Raw genomic sequence first — 17,762 nt, 5'->3', positions numbered from 1 at the left:
TTCCCATCCATTTTGTCCCAGGCCGTCAGCGTTGCCCGACTTGAATAGGCTATTAGTTGACTAAAATTATGGAATTTGTCAAAGAGATATCGGAATTATTTTCTTAGAAACGGCAGCAAAAACCAAATTAAGGAAAGATAATTTCTTATAAAGACAATTATTAGGCGCATATGCCCGTATCCGTCTTTGTCAGAAACGATTTTTCCACCGGGACAAGTTTCGCCGGTCGATGCCGGCGCAGAGAGGAACATAACATGACTGATTTTCATCAAACGACACGGCGCGGGTTTCTGCTTGCTTCCGTTGCCCTAGGTGCGGTTTCGCTTTCAGGTGTTGGGGCGTGGGCTGTCGAGCCCGCGCGCGGTGGCACGGCAACCTTCCTGCTGGCCACGGAGCCGCCGGTACTGACCACCATCGCGCACACAGCGGCCAACTCCTTCTACGTCTCGCCCAAAGTGACGGAAGGTTTGCTGACCTATGACTTCGATCTCAATCCAAAACCGCTTCTGGCAACGGAGTGGCAGATCAGCCCGGATGGCTTGCGTTATACCTTCAAGCTGCGGCCCGGTGTGAAATGGCATGATGGCAAGCCCTTCACCTCCGCCGACGTGGCTTTCTCGATCAAGACCATCAAGGAAGTCCACCCACGCGGACGCAACACCTTCCTCAATCTGTCAGATGTCGAAACGCCTGACGAGCTGACGGTCGTTCTGGTTCTTTCCAAACCCGCGCCATACCTTATTACAGCACTTGCCGCTGGCGAGACGCCCATCGTGCCGAAGCATCTTTATGAGGGCACGAAGGTTCAGGAAAACCCGGCCAATTATGCACCCGTCGGTACCGGACCCTTCAAGTTCAAAGAGTGGGTGCGCGGCAGCCACATTGTTTATGTGCGCAACCCGGATTACTGGGATAAGCCGCGTCCATATCTCGATCAGCTCATCGTGCGTTTCATCACGGACTCCGCAGCGCGTAGCATTGCCATAGAGTCCGGCGAGATCGATCTGGCACCCGGTACGCCCGTTCCCTACAGCGATCTGGATCGTCTCAAGGCTTTGCCGGATCTGGTCTTCGACACGCGGGGCTATCAATATATCAACAGCGTTAGCCGTGTTGAGTTCAACATGGAGAAAGAGTTCTTCAAGGATGTGAGGGTACGACGTGCCTTCGCGCATGTCATCGACCGCAACGTCATCTTCAATACGGTCAATTATGGATATGGAGCACCCATCCCAGGTCCGATCAGCGCGAAGCTGAGCAAATGGTATGTTGGCGACCTCAAAACCTACCCTATCGATTTGAAAGCCGCGGAAGCACTCTTGGATGAAGCCGGTTATAAGCGCGGCGCGGACGGCGTGCGTTTGCGCATCAATCTGGATTACGTTCCCGGCGAAGGCTATCCGCGTGGCGCGGATTACATCCGGCAGGCCTTGGCGAAAGTCGGCGTGGAAGTCAACGTCCGAACGCAGGATTTTGCAACCTATACCAAGCGCATCTACACCGACCGTGATTTCGATTTTGCCTATGAAGGCATGAGCAATTTGTTCGATCCGACCGTCGGCGTTCAGCGTCTCTACTGGAGCAAGAACTTCAAGAAGGGTGTGCCTTTCTCAAATGGCGCGGCTTACAGCAACCCGAAAGTGGATGCGCTGTTCGAAGCTGCCGCAGTGGAGATCGATCCTGAAAAGCGGTTTGCGCAGTGGAAGGAAATCCAGCAAATCCTTGTTGAGGATGTCCCCGCGATTGACATCGTCAGCGCGCCTGAGATCACCATCTCCAACAAGCGATTGGCGGATCACACCGTTGGTGCAGAAGGGGCGGCTGGCAGTCTTGCCTTTGCCCATATCGCCACGTCCTGACCCATCTCCCAAAAGACCCACTGTCTTCAGGGCGGTGGGTCGCCTTGGCCTGAATTTTCCAACGCCTATCGTGCTTCCCTTTTGTACTCGAAATCGAGGACATGTGATGACAACGCCACTTTCCGAAATCTGGTACACGCGCTGCCCCGTTCCCACGCCCGTTGGTCTGGCGGCTCAATTGGGCTATCTGGAAAAGACATTTGCCGATGTGGGCGTTGCCTTGAAATCCATCATCGACTCTCCGGATCGCGCCATCAGGCAAAGCCACTTCAACCATACGCTGGAATGGTCTTTCCGCCATGGCGGCAATGTGCCGCCCATTCGAGCTCGCTCCGAAGGCCGGAACACCCGGCTAGTCGGCATTACCTGGACGGATGAGTTTCAGGCCATCATCACCCTGCCGCACACCGGTACTGCTGTCATCCAGTAGCAGGCACTCCCTGCCATGACCCCAGAATCTGTGAGATTTTCACTCAACCACACCCTGTGTCTGGGATAGTTTGGGCACTCCTGCGGGCTCAAAGCTTTTAGAAGCTTTCCAGTACGACTCCATGTGTTTCGACGGTTCGCTCGTCAGACTTTCTGACGAGTGTCTTGAGCTTTGCAAACACCATTTTAATGGGATTAAGGTCCGGTTTATAAGGCGGTAAGAAGAAGAGATGAGCCGCGGCATTGCGGATTGTATTGCGTGCGAGCTTTCTCTTATGGCTTCCCAGATTGTCGAGGATGACGACATCGTCCCTTTGCATAGTCGGTATAAGACTTTGTTGAATCCATGCCGTAAAAGCAATACCGTTCATTCACTAGCGAAAGCGGTCCAAGAAAGGCTTTCCATCATCGCTCGTAGAATAATCACCGCTGAGGCTGCCCCTGGATCGATATGACCTAGCGCTCTTTCCCCAAGCCTCAACGCTCTTCCTCGCGCGGCAACCATTGAACGCGTTGCATATGCTCCACGGTCCGCTGCCTCTGTCATGCGTGTCCATAAGTCGGCGGCGTTTGCGCCTTGGAGTTGTGCTTGCTTTGCGGCTTCTGCGGCAGGAATCCATGCGTCGAGCATTGTCTTGTCACCGAGCTCTCCTTTTCCGCGTGCCCGAATGCCTGCTGCTATCGCTTCAATCATTTCTACTTGGCAGGCGATAGATAGAGTGCGGTGTTTTTTAAATACTTGAGCAACGTTTAGAAAAGCACTTGCGTAAAGCGGGCCAGTGGAAGCGCCAACAGCATTGAGAAAAGTGGTTGCTGCAATCGTAAACACTTCTGAGGCCGTCACCGTATCCAGGTCTGTGCTGGAAAGTTGGGTCGTAACTGCATTAAATCCTAAAGACATAGTGATACCGTGATCGGCGTCACCTATCGCTCCATCCAAAGCCGTCAGGCGATCTTTCTCGGCGTCGATTGCTTTCGAAATTTCGCTGAACATATGGGTAAGAACTCGAGCGGTAGACACAGACATCATATCCTCCGTCGATCGGTCGAACGTAGTCGCCAATCATAGATACTTAAGTAACCTTCAACAGCAGACTGTCGCACGGGTGCGCCAGAAGCGAGCTTAATTCATCATCGAGATCCAAGATCGATATCGAAGCGCCGACCATGTCGAGGGAAGTGCAATAGTGTCCAACCCAGCTAGCAGTGATGATAATGCCTTTTGCAGACAACCGTTGTTCGACACGCCTGAACAGAATGTACAGTTCCATCATCGGCGTGCTGCCAAAGGAGTTGACCAAGACAGCAACTCGGCCTCCCGCCGCAGGCTTCATCTCTGAAAAAATACGGTTGAGGACCTTGTCGACGATGGTATCGGCGGTGCTCATTTTCTCGCGGGCGACACCGGGTTCGCCATGAATGCCCATTCCGAACTCTATATCTTCAGGCCCTATGCCGAAGTTATAGCGACGTGTCTGGGGCATCGAGCAAGGTTCCAATGCGACTCCGACCGTGTAAGTGCGATCATTGGCCTTACGGGTAATTGCCTCGCAGCGCGCAAGGGGAAAACCCAAGTCGCAGGCAGCACCCGCTATTTTGAAGATGAACAGGTTACCGGCCACTCCACGGCGACCCTCACGGTCCTCTATCGGTGACGAAGCGATATCGTCTGTTGTCAACACCGTCCGTACCGGAATTCCCTTGGCTTCTGCCATCTCGGCGGCCATTTCGAAATTCATGACGTCACCCGCATAATTGCCATATACGAACAGCACGCCCTCTCCACCCGATGCTGCTTCCGTGCATCTTAAAATAGGACCGGGTGGGGGTGACGAAAAGACGTTTCCGATTGCAACTGCATCGGCTAGTCCCTTGCCGACATAGCCGTAAAAACCCGGTTCATGGCCCGCGCCACCGCCAATAACGAGGCCGACTTTGCCGGGTCTTGGCCCATGGCAGGCGACGAGGGCGCGCCGTGATTTATCAATTGCGTGGAGATAGCGTGCATGTGCCTTGGTGATGCCATCCAGCATCTCCTCCACGGCACTGTCGGGATTGTTCAAAAATTTCTTGGTGTATATCCGTTGGTTCGCGGGTGCCGGGAGTAGGGTACTGTCTGTCTTCGCGCGATGTGACACCTTCTGATCAATGTCGGGAGCGCCATCAGCTTTGAGAATTCCGCGTGCTGTTGCTGCGTCGGTGACAAGCACGTTGACGTAGCTACCGCGAAGAGCGGCGAGGATTGCAGGAACTTTGTCGAAGCCACCGGCAACGGCAATGCGCAAATCGATATTCTTCAGCATCTCCAGTGAAATGCCAATTGTCCGGTCATCCAGTGGACCGGAAATAGGGCGACCGTGCCCATCGATGAAACGACCGGCAACGACGCCGACTGCGTTTCTCGTTAGATAGTCCTTGAGGGACACGGACTCAAAAAAACCGCTGGTATGGATGGTCGAGTTCGGGCGTAGTGAGGAGATGCCGAAGAGAGCTTTCGTTGCCCTCGCTAATGTCTGAAATTGTCCTTCGATCAACGTCTCGCTCATGAGAATATCGCGAACCTCGGCGGTCGAGACGATGGCGGGTGCGGAGATGTTGATCAGTTTTCCGCCGACAGCCTCGGCAATGGAAGATGCACAAAGCTCCGGCGTGTAGGTAAAACTTGCCTGCGTTCCGCCGGTTGCCTGAACGACGGTGACGTCCTGTAGCACGGGTGAAAACGCTTGCTCACCGACTGCAAGTACCGTTCGCCCCCAGGACACGGCAAGTGTGTCACCGGATTTCAGCAGTCGTTGAAGAGCCTGGGCACCCGCCACACCAAGTCTCTCTATCAGGGGGCGGAAACTGTCGTCGCTCGGCACCACGAGGCAATCGACAAGGCCGAAATGGTGCTTCAATTCCTCCGCTACCTTTAGTGAGGCGAGACGCGCGGGCTCTATAGAAATGTTGACGATGCCTCTTTCACGCGCCTCTGCGAGGTAGCTGTTCACCGTTGCACGGGAGATGCCCATCGCATCGGCAATCTCCCCTTGCGTCATGCCGTCTTCGTAATAAAGCCAGCACGCCCAGACATAGGGGTCATCGCCATAACGCAACGGCATCGCGTCAAATGTTTCCGACAGATTTGCCTTACCCGCTCCATTCTTGCGTTGTTGCGATAGTTTTGTCGTCATTTCTCCGCGATGTCTCCCTTTTCAGGCACGACAATGGACGTAATTCCAGCGTTCTGCAACGGCCTCAAAGCATTGCATTTATCCCTTAAGGCGAGTCTTCGCGGAGGTAGAAAGTTCCTTTAGAATGATGGCGCAGGACGTTGCGCCAGCGTCGAGGACACCCAGTGAGCGTTCGCCAAGGCGGCTGGAACGTCCTATCTTGGCCACCAGATCAATTGTTGAATCCCGACCCTTTTCAGCCGCGATAACGAGCTTATCTAGTCCGCTCTCAAACGTTTCTCCCAATGCGATAGCGGTGTCAAAAGCTTCGATGGCTGGCACCAGGGCATCTATGAGCGTCTTGTCGCCAACCTTTGCAGAACCGATGGACTGAATGCCTTCCAGTCCTGCATGCAGCATGGCGCTGAACGTGGCCGCGTCGATATTGTGGCAACCGTCGAGCTTTTCAGAAAACTCCGTGAACATGACGCCGTAAAGCGGGCCCATCGAGCCGCCTATTTCGGTCATCAGCACGGAGCCGAGGACTTCGAAGGCTTCACCTAGCGTCTTGTCTTCGCCCTTCAAGCGTTCCGCGGCCGTGTTGAAACCCTTGGCCATGTTTACCCCATGGTCGCCATCGCCGATCTTGCCATCGATCTCACTGAGGTAGGCGCGATTTTCGATGATGCGTTCGGCAATAGACAGGACGATTGGCGCGGCGGAGCCGTTCTTGAATGTTTGCATGGTTGCCGTTCCTTAGAGCTTCATGGTGCAATTGGCTTCGATGTCGAGAAGCGCTTTCATTTCGTCATCGAGCGCAAAGACGGTCAGCGTCGCCCCAACCATTTCCAACGACGTGAAATAGTTGCCGACATATGTTTTGTAGACACTCAGACCGCGACCGGTGACTTCCGATTCAATCGTGTCGTTGAGAATATAGAGCTCATTCAGAGGCGTTGCGCCAAGGCCCGATACCAAGACGGCAACCTCAGTTCCCGCCGGCAGATTATGGTCATCCAGAACGATCTTGCTCATGTCCTTGGCGATTTCGGCAGCCGTCTTAAGCGGTTCGACCCGGACACCAGGTTCCCCGTGATGGCCAATTCCGACTTCCATGGTGCCAGGCTCGATTTGAAAATTCGGATGCCCAACTGCTGGCAGAGTGCAGGGACCAAGGCCGATGCCTATTGATCGGCAACTATCTATGGCCTTCTGAGCAGCAGCTCTGACCTCCTCAAGGCTTCCGCCTGCTGAAGCTTTGGCGCTGCCGATCTTCCACATGAATATCTCGCCAGCTACGCCGCGGCGTTTTTCACGCTCGTTTGCAGGCGCGGAGCATACGTCATCATTTGCTACAACGGTGGCAACCTCAATGCCGTCTTTGGCGGCGAGTTTAATCGCCATTTTTACGTTCATATTGTCGCCAGCATAATTGCCGTAAAGGCAGACAACGCCTGCGCCGCCATCGACTTCCTTCATCGCATCATGAAAGCTTTTGGCCGTGGGAGAGGAGAAAAGTTCTCCAATAGCAACCGCGTCCAACATGTTGTGACCGGTATATCCCATGAAGCCGGGCTCGTGACCCGAGCCACCGCCCGTGATTACGCCAACCTTGCCAGCAACCGGGGCGTTTTTGGCGACGACCACACGTGGGTTATCTGCCAAACGAAGAATATCCGAATGTGCCTTTACGAAGCCTTTGACAGTGTCTTCTACAACCTGATCCGGATCATTGATAAATCGCTGCATAATATCTCCTTAAATTCCAAGGCGAGCCCGTTCAAAGGATGGTGTAACCGCCATCTATCAGCAAATCGGCTCCGTTAATCATGTTCGCGCCATCAGATGCCAGAAATACGGCGGCGGCGGCGATCTCTTCGGGATAGGCAAACCGCCCGTTTGGTATTCTCTTTTTCGCGGCCTCACCCTTTTCTCCAGCCCAAGCTTTCTTGCCGAGTTCAGTCAGCACAATGGTTGGCGAAAGAGTGTTGACGCAAATCCCCTGCTTGCCCCATTCGGCGGCAAAGGTTTTCGACATGCCGATAACGCCGAATTTCGATGCGCAGTAAGCGACGTGTTCTTCAATTGCCACGGTGCCAGCCTGCGAAGCCATATTGATGATCTTTCCGCCTTTGCCCGCAGCGATCATAGCGCGTCCAACAGCCTGGGTGACGAGAAAGCTACCCTTTAGATTGATGTTGATCGTCTTGTCCCAGTCATCCAGCGAAATATCTTCTGCCGGTGCCAGATAAACCACGCCCGCGGAGTTCACTGCGATATCAATGTGCCCGAACGCGGTCAGTACATCAGCTACCGCTGTGTTGACTGAGGCGACATTCGAAACGTCACAGGCAAATGGCTTGGAACCATTGCCGAGTGAGTCAGCCTTCAGTTTCGCAACATCGATATTGATATCCAGAACCGCAACGGTAGCACCCTTTTTCGCAAAGGCATCGGCAATCGCCGCGCCAATACCCGAGGCACCGCCCGTTACAAGTGCGATCTTGCCGGTCAGCGGAAAATTGAGGTCAATCTGTGGAGCTGTATCGATCATGTTTTCTACTCTTCGTCATGGGAGAGAGGGGCGGCGCCGCCGCCCCGGTATTCGACTTTACTTGCGCGATTCCAACAGCTTGTCTGCATTCTCGGTCGTCACGACCGTCCACGGAACGAGATAGGTCTTATCCTTGCCGTCGTTCCACTTCATATCCGGATATTGCGTCCAGATACCGGATTCCGGCTTGTAGTCCGGTTTTACAGCCTTGATGGCGATATCCATCGCGCCCTGTGCCTGAGCACTGCCGTCTTGCAGGATAGACGCCATCTGGCCAGCTTTGACGGCATTGATCGCGTCGGTCACGCCATCTACGCCAGCGATGGCAAAATCGGAAACATTGAGCTTTGCCGCTTTGATGGCTTCGATTGCGCCCAATGCCATCTCATCGTTCTGACCGATGACGCCGTTGATCTGACCGGGGTGAGATGTCAACCAGTTTTCCATTAGCGTCTGCGCTTCTGCACGCGACCAGTTTGCCGTCTGTGTTTCCAGAACCTTGACGTCAGGGCAGGCCTTCAATGCCTTCTGGTTGCCTTCAAGGCGCTGAATCTGTCCGGACTGACCGATAGGACCTTCAAGAATGACGAGGTTGCCCTTGCAACCCATCTTGTCTAGAACGGCCTTGGCTTCCATTTCGCCAGCCTGCACGTCATTCGAGCCGACATAGGAGGTCAGCAGGTCGGAGTTTACGCGAGCATTCGAGCCGACGACGGGAATGCCTGCATCATGCGCGGCCTGCACCGCGGCGGCACCGGCTTCCACGTCCATTGGCACGAAAATAATCGCGTCGAACTTCTGCGTGATCATCGTGTTGAATTGTTCCTGCTGCACTAACGCGTCATAGCGTCCGTCGAACACTGTAAGCTCGACTTCGCCGCTCTTTACGGCGGGGTGCTGTTTCAGCGCGGCGGACCACAGCTGCATAAACTCGGCGTTGAGGCCGTAGGTCGTTGCGATGGGGTCCCGCGCCACATTTGGGCTGGGGCAATTTGGCGGCAATGCCACCGGCACTCTTCGCGCCGGTCACGTATTGCGTCTGGCAAAAATGCCTCAAACCGACATCGAGCCCGCGAAGGAGCCAGCGGAACTCGTTCGTGACTGGTCGGTGGGGGTGCTCTACGGCCCCCATGGCGCACCGGATTTCTTCCTCGAAGAGGATATCGAAACGCTTTTTTCCAGCGAATACGAGGTTCATTTCAATTCGGCCAGAACCGGTGTTCGCCTGATCGGCCCTGCACCAAAATGGGCCCGCACGGATGGCGGAGAGGCGGGGCTGCACCCCTCAAACCTGCATGACAATGCCTATGCCATAGGCGCGATTGATTTTACCGGCGACATGCCGATCATCCTCGGACCGGATGGACCTTCGCTCGGCGGTTTTGTTTGCCCTGCGGTCATTGCTGCCGATGAGCAATGGAAGATGGGCCAGTTCAGGCCGGGGGATAAAATTCGTTTTCACGCCGTTACTCGCGAGGACGATCCTGTGGCCGGCCCCGTGGTGAACGGGATCGGCGAGGTCGCAGGTTCTCCAATCCTTGCCGAAAACAGGGAACGGGACGTGCCGGTCGTCTATCGCCGCCAGGGCGATGACAATATTCTCGTGGAATACGGATCGATGCAGCTCGATGTCGGACTGCGACTGCGCGCCCATTTGCTGATGGAAGCAGTCAGGGAGGCGAAACTTCCGGGCGTGATCGACCTGACGCCGGGCATCCGCTCCCTGCAAATCCATTATGACGGATCCAGCCTTGCCCGCACGAGGCTGCTGGGTCTGTTGTCGGAGATCGAAGACAGCATGCCTTCGGTGCAGTCGGTCAAGGTTCCGAGCCGCACGGTCTGGCTTCCGCTTTCCTGGAACGACCCTGATGCTAAGCTTGCCATGCGCAAATATCAGGAACTGGTGCGCCCCAATGCGCCATGGTGCCCGTCGAATATCGAATTCATCCGCCGCATCAACGGTCTCGCCGACGAGGAGGCTGTGAAGCAGACCATTTTCGACGCGTCCTATCTGGTGATGGGGTTGGGCGATGTCTATCTCGGCGCACCGGTCGCCACACCTCTCGATCCGCGTCACAGGCTTGTCACGACTAAGTACAATCCGGCACGCACCTGGACGCCGGAAAACGCGGTCGGGATCGGTGGTGCCTATATGTGTATCTACGGCATGGAAGGGCCCGGCGGATACCAGCTTTTCGGTCGCACGATCCAGATGTGGAATACATGGCGTCAGACTTCGGTCTTCGGCAAAGACAAACCCTGGCTGCTCGATTTCTTCGATCAGGTGCGCTTTTTCCCTGTCAGCCACGATGAGCTGACGGAAGCGCGGGCGGCCTTTCCCCATGGTGGCTATCCGATCCGTATCGAGGATGGAGAGTTTTCATTCGCAGCCTATGAGGCGGAACTGGCCCGTAACGCCGCCGGTATCGGCGCCTTCAAATCCAGCCAGCAGGCCGCTTTCGAGGCAGAGCGGCAGCGCTGGAAAGAGCAGGGTCTGGACACGTTCATCGTCGATGAAAGCAGTGATTCCGGTCCCGGCGGCGACATCCCGGATGGGTGCTTCGGGGTGGAAAGCGCCGTGCCCGGCAATGTCTGGAAAGTGCTTGTGGAAGAGGGCCAGGCCGTTGCCGCCGGAGATACGCTCGCCATCATCGAATCCATGAAAATGGAAATCACCGTCACCGCCCATGCGCCCGGTCGCGTTCGCGATCTCAGGGCAGGGCCGGGCCGCAACATTAAAGCTGGCGATGTCCTCGTCGTTCTGGAGAATGCATGATGTTTCCTCTTTTTCTTGATCTTTCATCGCTAAAGGCGGCCTATGCCGGCGGGCTTTCACCCCTTGATCTCGTTGAAGAGGTACTGCGCCGGATCGCGGCATCCGACGATCCGGCTATATTCATTTCGAAAACGCCTGCGGAGGAGTTGAGGAATGCCGCACGCGATCTCATGGCGCGTGCACCGGACCCGAACAGCCTTCCGCTCTGGGGCGTGCCATTCGCAGTGAAGGACAATATCGATGCCGCGGGCCTGCCGACCACGGCCGGTTGCCCAGCCTTCGCCTATCAGCCGAAGGAAGATGCAACGGTCGTGAGGCGGCTGAGAGATGCCGGGGCGCTAGTGATCGGCAAGACCAATCTCGACCAGTTCGCGACCGGTCTCAACGGTACGCGATCCCCATACGGCGCGCCGAGATCCGTTTTCGACAAGGCCTATATTTCCGGCGGCTCTTCGTCAGGCTCAGCCGTTGCCGTTGCTTCGGGCCTCGCAAGCTTTGCGCTTGGCACGGATACGGCGGGCTCTGGCCGCGTGCCTGCCGCCTTCAACAATCTCGTGGGAATAAAGCCGACCCCAGGGCTGGTTTCAAATGCCGGTGTGGTGCCCGCTTGCCGTTCCGTGGATGTGGTGACGGTCTTCGCTGGCACGGTCGGAGATGGCGTCGTCATCCGCAAAGTCATGGAAGGGTATGATCCCGTCGATCCGTTCTCGAAAGCGGCACAACCCACTAACCTCCCTTCGAAAGGTCTGCGGGTCGGTGTCCTGGCGAAGGACGAGCGAGAGTTTTATGGCAACCACGCCTATGAAGCGCTCTATGATGCTGCGATTGAACGCGCAAAGGCACTGGGTGCCGAAATCGTGCCATTCGATTATGCCCCGTTTCGGCAGGCAGCGGAGCTTCTCTACAACGGTCCGTGGGTGGCGGAGCGGCTTGCGGCAGTGAAGGATTTCATCACGTCCAATGCGGCGGATTTCGATCCGACCGTTCGAACCATTATTTCCGGTGCCGCACAATATAGCGCTGTCGATGCATTTGAAGGCATTTACAGGCTGGAGGCGCTTCGCCAGAAAACACGGGCGACATGGGAGACCGTCGACGTGTTGATGCTACCGACATCGCCGACGACCTATACGGTCGCGGACATGTTGGCCGACCCGATTGCAAAAAACGGGCACCTGGGTCGCTATACCAATTTCGCCAACCTGTTCGGTTATGCGGCAATCGCGATCCCTGCAGGTTTCGATCCTCAAGGTCACCTGCCAGCCGGTATCACACTGTTTGGCCCGGCCTTCTCCGACGATGCGCTGGCGCCCTTCGCAGATGCAATGCACCGGGCACTTGCCGTGGGGATGGGCTGTGACAAGTCGGTGCCTTTGCCACTTTCCTCTTGTGTGGCGGAGCCAATCGACGGCCTTGTGTCCCTGATCGTCGTCGGCGCACATCTCTCCGGCATGCCGCTCAACCACGAACTGACCGGTCCCGGCGGCAAGTTGATAAAAGCATGCCGAACGGCTGTGGATTACCGGCTTTTCGTGCTGCCCAACACCATACCGCCGAAACCCGGTTTGATACGCACGCCTGGCTTTACCGGCCCCGGTCTCGCCGTCGAACTATGGAAAGTGACCCCGGAAACTTTCGGTCGCTTCGTGGCGAATATTCCCGCTCCTCTCGGCATCGGCAAGGTAACGCTGGAGGATGGCAGCCAGTTTTCCGGCTTTCTCTGCGAAGCCCATGCCACCGAAGGCGCGGTGGAAATCACCCATCTCGGTGGATGGCGAGCCTACATTCAGTCGATAAAAAATTAAGGAACGAGGACGAACGACACTATGAGGTGCTACCTGATTGCCTTGCGAAAAGTTTTAATCGAAATCCTGACATCGCGAGCAGAAATGTATCGGGCTCGAAGAATGTGAGGCCGATTGCACGCAATATTCGCGAAACCGGGGAATTTACCGTGCATATCTGCGACAACGCCCTCGTCGATCAAATGGAGATTTGCGCCCGAGTGACGTCTCGGGCCAGCCCGACCTCGTTTGATTGAGAAGCTCCGAGCCTGATGGTTCTCAGAACCTTGACGTTGTTAACGCCTATCGGCACAGCAGCCCAGTAGTCGCCACCATTGCTCCTGGTTGCCGCCTCTGGCAGCTGTCTAGGGAAGAATAAATGATCAGCCGCTTCTCTCGCGACCGTGGCTAGAAATCAAACAACGCCTTTGCTGAAGATGAAGCAACCATAGGGTCCGGGATCGGAGGTGCGCACGATGGCAAACGAAGCCTTTGCGGCCTTATAAAATTCGAAGCGCTCCAGCGCCTCAATTTCAATCGGTCGCCCTTCCGCGCTATCGACTACCGCCTGCATCTTTGCGAAAATCGGAACCTGTCCATTGGGATCGCCGACGATTTGCATGCGTTTCACCGGCGCATCGACGAATGTGTCCAGGGGGAAAAGCTTCAAAATGGCCTCCGCCGCACGTTCCAGGCCGCAGCCGGAAACATCGATCAGGCGGCCATACGTTGTTTGACGCGCGATGGTTTGTGCGGGATGATTGATATCGCATAAAACCAACTGATCGCCATGGCCCATGAGCATCAGGGCATAAAGCAGTTCAGCGTTGATGATCGGTTCAATCCCTTTGAGCACTGCTTCTCCTCCCAGAATCGCAGAGTTTCTCTTCACGGAATACATCATGATTGTAATGTCCGCAATCGGTTTGCGCTAACGCGCCCAAGGAAGAAAGGAGAAATAAGGTCGCATGACCGAATTTATCAATGAATTTGGGCCTTAATTTCCATTTATACTGTTAATTCGAAAATTCTCGAAAATTTAGCGACGACCTAATTTACAAAAAAATAAATATATGTGAAGTTTGAGAAACGGATGTGTTCTTCCGAGAATAACATGATCGTGGCGAATATGGCTGGAGGGCTGTGTTCGCCCGTTCACAGGGAGGCACAGTGTCGCGGGAGTGTGCGACGCCGTGGGAGGAGAACAGCTTTTGGCATCGATGAACATCGTCAATGTCGGAAAAGCCTACGGAAGCCTGACGGTGATCCATGGCGTTTCCGTTGAAATACCCGACGGCGAATTTGTCGTTTTGGTGGGCCCGTCCGGCTGCGGAAAATCGACCTTGCTGCGCATGGTGGCGGGGCTTGAGCCGATCACTTTCGGGGATATCCAGATCGATGGCAAGGTGGTCAACGACCTGCCTCCGAAGGATCGCGATATTGCCATGGTGTTCCAAAGCTACGCGCTTTATCCCCACAAGACAGTGGCCGAGAATATGGGCTTCGCGCTGAAAATGCGTGGAGAAACGAGAGCGGATATCGACGCCCGCGTCCATAAAGCGGCTGAAATCCTTGATCTTACGCCCTATCTTGCCCGTTACCCACGCCAGCTTTCTGGCGGCCAGCGCCAGCGTGTGGCTATGGGACGAGCGATTGTTCGCGATCCCAAAGTTTTTCTCTTCGATGAGCCGCTGTCCAACCTCGATGCAAAGCTGCGCGTGCAGATGCGGGCTGAAATCAAGGAATTGCAGCGACGTTTGGCAACGACCATGATCTACGTGACGCATGACCAGGTAGAAGCCATGACGATGGCCGACCGTATTGTCGTGCTGCGGGACGGGCGCGTGGAACAAATCGGCTCGCCGCTGGCGCTTTATGATAAGCCCGCAAATACTTTCGTTGCCGGTTTCATCGGTTCTCCATCCATGAACCTGATCAAGGGGCATATTCGCAATGCCGCTGAACCCTATTTCGAGACGAATGATGGCGTTCGCTTGCCGCTATCGCGCGCGCCTGCCGGTTCCGATGGCAGATCTGCCTTCTATGGTATCCGACCGGAACATTTCACGCTTGGCGGTGCTGTCAGCGCGCAGGTGACGGTGGTGGAATCGACAGGCTCGGAAACCCAGGTCTTTGCCAAGCTCGGCCAGCAGAAGATCATCGGAGTGTTTCGCGATCGCGTGGAAGAGCCCGCGGGCGGCACGATTGCAATGACGCCGAATGTTGCGCTGGTCCATCTTTTCGATGGGGAAAGCGGATTGAGACTGGAGTGAATCTGGTCGTCGCCGTGAGGAGAAAAGCGACGATATCAAATCAACGGGAGGAGAACCGCATGAAAGTCAGTGATTTCGAGAGAATGATGGCTATCGGCTTGAGCCGCCGTGCCATCTTGAAGACGGGTGCAAGTCTGGGTGCCGTGGCAGCTGCAGGCAGTATGATGGGCCCGTTCGGAGCAGCTTATGCGCAGGACGCATCCTTGCGCAGCCAGATATTGCAGGTGCCGGGTGTCGGCAAGGGCTCTCCAACCGATGCCGACTGGCAGAAGGTTGGCGAGATGTGTCTGGAGGCGACGAAGAAAAACGTCAAACAGGGCGAATTTGCCGGTGTCGAGCTTTCCTTCATGGGCCTCAACAATCAGAACCTTCACAATGTTCTGTTTCGCGGCTTTCTGAAGCCCTGGGAAGATTATACAGGTGCCAAGATTACCTGGATCGATCTGGCGCAGGCGGATTATAATCCGCGTCTGCAACAGGCCATCGCTACTGGCACAGTCGATTTCGACATACTCGAGATGGGTGCGCCCTTCGAGGGTGATGTTTGCGGCAAGGGGCTGGCCTCCGAGATGCCGGATTGGGTCAAGGCGCAGATCGATATGGACGACTATGTCGATTACCTGAAAGCGCCCGTGGGCACATGGGATGGCAGAACCTACCGCGTGTCTGTCGATGGCGACTGCCACAACTTCAATTATCGCACCGATTACTTCACCGATGCCGACCTTGCCAAAGCCTGGAAGGACGAGGGCCATGAGGGCGAGTGGGGCGTGCCGAAAACCTGGCAGAAGGTTCAGGAAGTCACCAAATTCCTCAAGGGCAAAACCGTCGCCGGCGGTGATGCGATCGGTTATCTCGATGCGCCAAAGGCTTGGGGTGGTTTCGGCTTCTACTTCCTCGGCAGCCGTGCGACGGCCTATGCCAAGCACCCGGATGACAAGGCTTGGCTGTTCGACGCTGACACGATGAAACCGCGCATCAACAACCCTGCCTGGGTTCGTGCCATTCAGGACGTTATCGATGCTCTGCCATCTGAAGCGGGCGATCAGTTAAACGCCGACCCCGGCACCACAGCCTTCCAGCAGTTTCTTGCTGGAACCGGCTCGATGGTCTCGTGGTGGGGTGATGTCGGTGCTGCCGCACGCACCAGCGATAGTTCTGTCGTGGGCGACACCATTGGTTTCGATATTCTGCCAGGTTCTGACGATGTCTATAATTCGAAGACCGGCAAATGGGAGAAGTTGGCGAGCGGCCCGAACCATGCGCCGAACATGGCCTATCTCGGATGGGGCGTTTACGTCATGTCGCGGGTCGACAGCGATGAGAAAAAGAAAAAGGCGGCCTGGAGCGCGGCGGCCCATCTGGGCGGCAAGGACATTGCGCTGTGGACGGCGGCCTATCCATCCGGCTTCCAGTGCTATCGCAAGAGCCAGTTCGACATCAAGGAATGGGTGACGGCGGGCTATGACGAGGCGTTCATCTCGAACTATCTCGCCTCACAATCCAACTCCTACAACCATCCCAACGCTGCCATCGAACCACGTATTCCCGGTATCTTCCAATATTACAGCATCGCGGAAGACGAGCTTGCCAAGGTGTTTGCCGGTCAGGCCAGCGCACAGGCGGGGGCGGATGCCATTGCTGCCGCGTGGGAGAAGCTGACGGACCAGCTGGGGCGTGACAAGCAGATTGCACTCTACAAGGCCTCGCTCGGGGCATGATGCCTGGTGCAGATCTTTAGTTTGCAATTGCTCAGGCGGTTGGTTTTTCCGCCTGAGTCACCAAGTCTCCCGTTCGGCTCGCCAGCCCAGAGGTCTGCTCATGTCGCATACGATCACGCAAACCATTAGCCCAGTGGAGCGGACCATCGTTCCACCGAGCTCCGCGCGGCGCGGAAAGCTGTTGCTCATGGCCGCGACGGTGCTGCTCTTTGGCGTCCTCCTTGCGCAGATAGCTGACGTGGCGGGCATCACGACCTTTGGTTTCGTCAGCTGGCGACCACTGCTGTTTGCTTACATCATATGGGCTGTGGCGCTTTGTGCTGCGCAGGTGATGATCCGTGGGGAGGCGGGGCAGCGGGCGGCTTTCGTTTTGCCAGCCGTTCTCTTCACTGTTGCCATGGTGGTTTTTCCGACGGTCTTCGGCCTCTACATCGCTTTTACCGACTGGAACCTGAGCGCTGTGGCGGGCCGCCGTTTCAACGGGCTTGATAATCTGCGCACGCTGTTTGCGGATCGCTATTTCTGGAACGCGCTGCTGAACATGGTCTATTATGTTCTGTCGGTGCTGGTGCAATATGCCATCGCCTTCGGGCTGGCATTGTTGCTGAATGCGGAGATCAAGGCGCGTAAGTTCTTTCGTGTCGCGTTCCTGCTGCCGCTGATGTTGAGCCCCGTTGCCGTGAGCTGGATGATCGGCAAATCGCTGATGGAATATCGTTTCGGGCCAGCGGCGACGCTTGCGCGCCACCTCGGCTGGGACAATCCGGCATTCTTCTCGACGCCATGGTTGGCGCGGACTTCGATCATGGCCATGGATGCTTGGGTGTCCATTCCCTTCATGATGATCCTGCTGCTTGCGGGTCTTCAGGCCTTGCCCTCCGAAATCAAGGAAGCGGCGAAGGTGGATGGAGCGTCCGGGTGGCAGAGCTTCAAGGAAATCACCTTTCCGCTGATGCTGCCAGTCAGCATAACGGTCATCATTCTGCGTGTCATTTTTCAGCTGAAGCTGGCCGATATCGTCATCAACGTAACTGCAGGTGGACCGGGCGGAGCGACCGATACCGTTTCCAGCTTCATCTTCCGTGAATACCGAGACCGCTCCAATGTGGGCTACGGCACCATGCTTGCGGAATTCTATCTCGTCATCATCATCATTTTCGTCGCGCTCATCCTCAAAGGGGCGAGCCGGTGGATGCAGCGCGATAATTGAGGCT

The 17,762-nt window shown here is 55.9% G+C and carries 12 protein-coding genes and 4 pseudogenes; 8 read left to right on the top strand and 8 right to left on the bottom strand.

Translation table 11 applies throughout. The features are described 5' to 3' along the window. The first annotated feature begins 254 nt into the window (after positions 1–254). The gene (locus CFBP5473_RS16465; protein ID WP_027675895.1) at positions 255–1,859 is read left to right on the top strand and encodes an ABC transporter substrate-binding protein; all 1,605 of its coding nucleotides are present in this window, start codon (positions 255–257) and stop codon (positions 1,857–1,859) included. A gap of 106 nt (positions 1,860–1,965) precedes the next feature. Next, a pseudogene (locus CFBP5473_RS16460) lies at positions 1,966–2,271 on the top strand (ABC transporter substrate-binding protein); the annotation flags it as partial. Between the two features lie 115 nt (positions 2,272–2,386). Here CFBP5473_RS16460 and CFBP5473_RS25715 read toward each other — a convergent pair. The 7 genes and pseudogenes from CFBP5473_RS25715 to CFBP5473_RS16425 form a co-directional block, all read right to left on the bottom strand. Next, positions 2,387–2,659, bottom strand: coding sequence for a transposase (locus CFBP5473_RS25715; protein WP_051441302.1), 273 nt, complete (start codon positions 2,657–2,659; stop codon positions 2,387–2,389). Next, positions 2,656–3,315 carry a dihydroxyacetone kinase subunit DhaL gene (gene dhaL, locus CFBP5473_RS16450; protein ID WP_027675893.1) on the bottom strand — a complete coding sequence of 220 codons (660 nt, stop codon included), beginning with the start codon at positions 3,313–3,315 and terminating at the stop codon, positions 2,656–2,658. The genes CFBP5473_RS25715 and dhaL (CFBP5473_RS16450) overlap by 4 nt, the downstream gene beginning before the upstream one ends. Before the next feature lie 46 nt (positions 3,316–3,361). Further along, on the bottom strand, positions 3,362–5,461 hold the full coding sequence (locus tag CFBP5473_RS16445; protein WP_084631686.1) for a bifunctional sugar-binding transcriptional regulator/dihydroxyacetone kinase subunit DhaK: 2,100 nt from the start codon (positions 5,459–5,461) through the stop codon (positions 3,362–3,364). A 78-nt stretch (positions 5,462–5,539) separates the two neighbouring features. Then, positions 5,540–6,184 (bottom strand): dihydroxyacetone kinase subunit DhaL, encoded by a 645-nt coding sequence (dhaL, locus tag CFBP5473_RS16440; protein ID WP_027675892.1) that lies wholly within the window; start codon positions 6,182–6,184, stop codon positions 5,540–5,542. A gap of 12 nt (positions 6,185–6,196) precedes the next feature. After that, complete coding sequence (locus CFBP5473_RS16435) at positions 6,197–7,189, bottom strand: dihydroxyacetone kinase subunit DhaK (RefSeq protein WP_027675891.1); 993 nt, start codon at positions 7,187–7,189, stop codon at positions 6,197–6,199. A 31-nt stretch (positions 7,190–7,220) separates the two neighbouring features. Further along, positions 7,221–7,994 (bottom strand): SDR family oxidoreductase, encoded by a 774-nt coding sequence (locus tag CFBP5473_RS16430; protein ID WP_027675890.1) that lies wholly within the window; start codon positions 7,992–7,994, stop codon positions 7,221–7,223. Positions 7,995–8,051: 57 nt separating this feature from the next. Beyond that, positions 8,052–8,951: pseudogene (locus CFBP5473_RS16425) on the bottom strand (substrate-binding domain-containing protein); the annotation flags it as partial. On the opposite strand from CFBP5473_RS16425, the pseudogene CFBP5473_RS16420 reads away from it, so the two are divergent. From CFBP5473_RS16420 to CFBP5473_RS25385, 3 genes and pseudogenes are all read left to right on the top strand, one after another. Beyond that, positions 8,947–10,770, top strand: a pseudogene (locus CFBP5473_RS16420) (carboxyltransferase domain-containing protein); the annotation flags it as partial. The pseudogenes CFBP5473_RS16425 and CFBP5473_RS16420 overlap by 5 nt on opposite strands. After that, positions 10,770–12,575, top strand: coding sequence for an allophanate hydrolase (gene atzF, locus CFBP5473_RS16415; protein WP_027675889.1), 1,806 nt, complete (start codon positions 10,770–10,772; stop codon positions 12,573–12,575). The pseudogene CFBP5473_RS16420 and the gene atzF, both read left to right, overlap by 1 nt. Before the next feature lie 110 nt (positions 12,576–12,685). Continuing rightward, a pseudogene (locus CFBP5473_RS25385) lies at positions 12,686–12,772 on the top strand (flavin reductase family protein); the annotation flags it as partial. A gap of 197 nt (positions 12,773–12,969) precedes the next feature. Here CFBP5473_RS25385 and CFBP5473_RS16405 read toward each other — a convergent pair. Then, positions 12,970–13,410: an RbsD/FucU family protein gene (locus CFBP5473_RS16405; protein WP_027675888.1), complete on the bottom strand. Its 441-nt coding sequence runs from the start codon at positions 13,408–13,410 to the stop codon at positions 12,970–12,972. A gap of 355 nt (positions 13,411–13,765) precedes the next feature. On the opposite strand from CFBP5473_RS16405, the gene CFBP5473_RS16400 reads away from it, so the two are divergent. The 3 genes from CFBP5473_RS16400 (at position 13,766) to CFBP5473_RS16390 (ending at position 17,758) form a co-directional block, all read left to right on the top strand. After that, positions 13,766–14,827, top strand: a complete 1,062-nt coding sequence (locus CFBP5473_RS16400) for an ABC transporter ATP-binding protein (RefSeq protein ID WP_027676260.1) — start codon at positions 13,766–13,768, stop codon at positions 14,825–14,827. Between the two features lie 59 nt (positions 14,828–14,886). Then, positions 14,887–16,548, top strand: a complete 1,662-nt coding sequence (locus CFBP5473_RS16395) for an ABC transporter substrate-binding protein (protein ID WP_027676261.1) — start codon at positions 14,887–14,889, stop codon at positions 16,546–16,548. A 100-nt stretch (positions 16,549–16,648) separates the two neighbouring features. Further along, entirely contained in the window at positions 16,649–17,758 is a 1,110-nt protein-coding gene (locus CFBP5473_RS16390; RefSeq protein WP_027676262.1) for a carbohydrate ABC transporter permease, read from the top strand. Positions 17,759–17,762: the final 4 nt, after the last annotated feature.

The organism is Agrobacterium larrymoorei (assembly GCF_005145045.1).
GTDB lineage: Bacteria > Pseudomonadota > Alphaproteobacteria > Rhizobiales > Rhizobiaceae > Agrobacterium > Agrobacterium larrymoorei.
Note: the sequence above shows the minus strand (reverse complement) of the source record. Positions and strands in the feature narration are given on the sequence as shown.

What these genes read in the sequence shown, in the direction of transcription:
- CFBP5473_RS16465 (WP_027675895.1), top strand. Translation starts at nt 255, where the DNA reads ATGACTGATTTTCATCAAACGACACGGCGCGGGTTTCTGCTTGCTTCC.
- CFBP5473_RS25715 (WP_051441302.1), bottom strand. Translation starts at nt 2,659, where the DNA reads ATGAACGGTATTGCTTTTACGGCATGGATTCAACAAAGTCTTATACCG.
- dhaL (WP_027675893.1), bottom strand. Translation starts at nt 3,315, where the DNA reads ATGTCTGTGTCTACCGCTCGAGTTCTTACCCATATGTTCAGCGAAATT.
- CFBP5473_RS16445 (WP_084631686.1), bottom strand. Translation starts at nt 5,461, where the DNA reads ATGACGACAAAACTATCGCAACAACGCAAGAATGGAGCGGGTAAGGCA.
- dhaL (WP_027675892.1), bottom strand. Translation starts at nt 6,184, where the DNA reads ATGCAAACATTCAAGAACGGCTCCGCCGCGCCAATCGTCCTGTCTATT.
- CFBP5473_RS16435 (WP_027675891.1), bottom strand. Translation starts at nt 7,189, where the DNA reads ATGCAGCGATTTATCAATGATCCGGATCAGGTTGTAGAAGACACTGTC.
- CFBP5473_RS16430 (WP_027675890.1), bottom strand. Translation starts at nt 7,994, where the DNA reads ATGATCGATACAGCTCCACAGATTGACCTCAATTTTCCGCTGACCGGC.
- atzF (WP_027675889.1), top strand. Translation starts at nt 10,770, where the DNA reads ATGTTTCCTCTTTTTCTTGATCTTTCATCGCTAAAGGCGGCCTATGCC.
- CFBP5473_RS16395 (WP_027676261.1), top strand. Translation starts at nt 14,887, where the DNA reads ATGAAAGTCAGTGATTTCGAGAGAATGATGGCTATCGGCTTGAGCCGC.
- CFBP5473_RS16390 (WP_027676262.1), top strand. Translation starts at nt 16,649, where the DNA reads ATGTCGCATACGATCACGCAAACCATTAGCCCAGTGGAGCGGACCATC.